The sequence below is a fragment of the Pseudoalteromonas sp. 68 DY56-GL68 genome, assembly GCF_041414825.1.
Taxonomy (GTDB): domain Bacteria; phylum Pseudomonadota; class Gammaproteobacteria; order Enterobacterales; family Alteromonadaceae; genus Pseudoalteromonas.
This window is the reverse complement of sequence record NZ_JAOCZL010000017.1, coordinates 1-3,368: the sequence shown is the minus strand read 5'-3', so window position 1 is coordinate 3,368 and position 3,368 is coordinate 1. Positions and strand designations below refer to the sequence as shown.

The following is a 3,368-nucleotide window of genomic DNA, read 5'->3' as shown; positions in this document are numbered from 1 at the left end:
CAATGCGTTCAACCAATTAAGCAGCTTTAACAACAACGGTACGCTCACGCATTACGACTACGACCCGCTGGGTCGACGCATCGCCAAGCATACCGAGCATGGCAAAATTGATTACATTTGGGATAACGACCAGCTAATTGGTGAATACCAGCACGGCGAGTATACTTGGTACATCAACCTACCAAATCAATTTCACCCAGTCGCACTGATTAAACAGGGTGAGGTGTATTACTATCACCTAGACCAGCTGAACACCCCACGTTTTGTGACTAATATAAACGCAGAAGTTGTATGGCAAAACCACGCGGATGTGTATGGCTATGAAGAGCCAGAAGCCGATACTGACTTTAATAAAGAAAACACCTTCACTCAGCCAATACGTTTTCAAGGGCAATATTTTGATGAAGAAAGCGGCTTACATTACAACCGTTACCGCTATTACAGCCCCAAACAACAACGTTTTATAAACCAAGACCCCATTGGTTTAGTGGGTGGTATTAATCATTACCAATATGCGCCGAACCCAGTTAATTGGGTAGATCCGTTTGGGTTGATGTGTAAAGAGGGTGAAGCTTCATTAAAAGAGGCATTACATAATTGCACTCAATCGGGAATAATCAGTCCTGAGCTTTCAGATAAATTATACTTGGCCGCTCAGGATGGTAATTTAACTCCTAAAGAAATTAAGCATGGATTAGCTGCATTAGCAGTAGCTAAGGCTGCTCCTGTCCAGTCTCTAGTCAACTCCACTGCAACTACTGCTACACGAATAGCAGTTCAAACAGCAGCAAACGATGCTTTATATGTCGCTGAAAGAGCAATGTTAGCAAAAGTTGCTCCTTGGTTGGCCAGGGCTTTAGGTACAGTTTCTCTGCTTGCATATAGCCCGTCAACGGGTGGAGCTTTAGAGGAACTGGCTGGGCCTGATGGAACTATTTACTCCAAGCATAGCGACGAAGTTTATTATAAAGCAGTTGGAGTAGATGGTGACGAGTGGTCTACCGATGATGTTCAAGAAGATATAGGCTACCGTACTTGGCTTGCTAATGGTGGCGATGGTAGTATTAGCGAATGGCGAGGGTTAGGTAAGCCCCAAGACCTTGATGAACGAAATTCAGGCATTAGATTAATTGACATTGATAATTTATCTGCTAAGGATGTTCCTACATATAAAAGTGGTGAATTTAATGCTTGGTTTGATTCGCTTAGTCCTGAGGAATTGGCTCTACTATATAAGAAAGATAAAAAAATTAGGCGTAAAATTGAAAATGGCTTAAGGGGAGATGGTGGTATGCATGAACATCTAATGGTTTCTAAAGCACCCCACTGGAAAAAGTGGGGAGTTACTGTTGAACAAGTTCATAATGATTATTCTGTACCAACTGAAAAGCTAAAATGGACAATACCAGGTTCCTCAACTCAAGGTGGCCATAGGATATTAAACCCAGAAACAAATGAAGTCACTGCTCCGGGCTCGTCAATATTCCATAAGCAGTTAGGGGAAGCCATAGATCAAAGTAGCTCCTTAGAACAATTTGATGAGAAGCTTAATGACTTAAAGGATAAGTGGAAAATAATAGTAGAAAAATAAAGAGAGTATTTAATGAGTACAACTATTAAAAGTTTAGAAGATATATTGTTAAAGTCCCTACCTGAGACAGAGTGGGAGGATGTTGATTTATCTGATGACGATTGCATATATCGAAAGTTTTATTTTGATTATCTTTCAAATGAACAAGCATTTGAAGCTCTATCCTTATTTCCTAATTCAAGGATGCTTTTTAATAAATATTTAGCTATCAAGTCTGGAATAATGAATAAGGAGAAAATATCTGATGGAGAGCTTGTTGAGATCGTCAAAAGATATTTATCAGACGTCAGTGTTTTCTTAGAACATGATAATGATTTTTTGACTATCAATTTTATAGATAATATTTCATCTGTTAAGGTTTCACCAGAAAAAATAAACTTTAAATCAGGTGAAAATAAGTTGCATTCTAATATTTATGGTTCAATTTCAGAGTATTTAATTGATGAGCTTCCTGATGATGATGCTGTTTTATTACTTTATGATTGGTCTTTAGAAAAAACACGTTGGGCAACTGTATCAGCCTACTTTTTAAGCTCTTTTATTGGCCTAGAAAATTCAAAAAGTCTAGATGCAGCTTTTTCGCTATGGAAAAGTGAAAACAGTAACTGTTATTGGGCTGAAAATAGCCAGCTTTCCGCAAATGGAGTTGTATACTGCAAAGCGACTCAGTAAATACTAATATGCATGGGCTCTGTAGAGGAAATAAAAGTACTTGATGGTTGTGGTTATAGATTTAAACGCCATAAAAATGATTATAGACTCTAGTATTGAATTTGATAATACAGACATGTTCTATGAAACTTTTAATGAAAAGCCAAAGTATTTTTTAGATGAAGAGTTAGAGGAAACATATGTGCTTTTCGTCGAAAAAGGGGTTTCAATTTTATATGACGATGAAGGTGAGTTTGAGTGTTTGTTTTTTCATTTCAATGGTGATGAAGATGTAAAGCAGTGTGAATTAAATGTTTTAGGCTTCACTTTCGGTATGGATTTGGTCGATGTAGAAAATAATATTAAAGGTGGCGGATATAGCCTTGTTAAGGCTATAAGTTTGGATGGCACTGGAGGAGGGGTAAATGGTTCAAAAGTTATTAAGAAATAAAATGTTTATATAAATATAGAGTTTAATAAATTAGGATTTATTTCTTTATTATATTTCATGGATCAAAATAATTATCCTAGCTAAGTTTTTAACGCTTTCTTTTATAGTATCTATTAAACGTAAAAAATACTCTGTCAAATTTTAAGATAAATATGCTTTTTAATAACATGGATGTTTCAAAAGGTTTAGGGAACTTTGTTTAAACTTTTTTAGCCACGACAGCTAAAATAATATCAAAAATCAACTCAATGCGTTCAACCAATTAAGCAGCTTTAACAACAACGGTACGCTCACGCATTACGACTACGACCCGCTGGGTCGACGCATCGCCAAGCATACCGAGCATGGCAAAATTGATTACATTTGGGATAACGACCAGCTAATTGGTGAATACCAGCACGGCGAGTATACTTGGTACATCAACCTACCAAATCAATTTCACCCAGTCGCACTGATTAAACAGGGTGAGGTGTATTACTATCACCTAGACCAGCTGAACACCCCACGTTTTGTGACTAATATAAACGCAGAAGTTGTATGGCAAAACCACGCGGATGTGTATGGCTATGAAGAGCCAGAAGCCGATACTGACTTTAATAAAGAAAACACCTTCACTCAGCCAATACGTTTTCAAGGGCAATATTTTGATGAAGAAAGCGGCTTACATTACAACCG

4 protein-coding genes and 1 pseudogene are annotated in these 3,368 nt (G+C 37.4%); all 5 read left to right on the top strand.

Features of this window, described 5'->3' with window-relative positions; translation table 11 throughout:
* On the top strand, positions 1-1,591 hold a 1,591-nt coding region (locus tag NYF15_RS08460), incomplete at its 5' end, for an RHS repeat domain-containing protein (protein WP_371353323.1).
* A 12-nt stretch (positions 1,592-1,603) separates the two neighbouring features.
* Positions 1,604-2,263 carry a hypothetical protein gene (locus NYF15_RS08455; RefSeq protein WP_130151798.1) on the top strand — a complete coding sequence of 220 codons (660 nt, stop codon included), beginning with the start codon at positions 1,604-1,606 and terminating at the stop codon, positions 2,261-2,263.
* Positions 2,264-2,303: 40 nt separating this feature from the next.
* Positions 2,304-2,693 (top strand): hypothetical protein, encoded by a 390-nt coding sequence (locus NYF15_RS08450; protein WP_371353322.1) that lies wholly within the window; start codon positions 2,304-2,306, stop codon positions 2,691-2,693.
* 232 nt (positions 2,694-2,925) lie between these two features.
* Positions 2,926-3,030: pseudogene (locus NYF15_RS08445) on the top strand (hypothetical protein); the annotation flags it as partial.
* A 132-nt stretch (positions 3,031-3,162) separates the two neighbouring features.
* On the top strand, positions 3,163-3,368 hold a 206-nt coding region (locus tag NYF15_RS08440; RefSeq protein WP_371353321.1), incomplete at its 3' end, for an RHS domain-containing protein.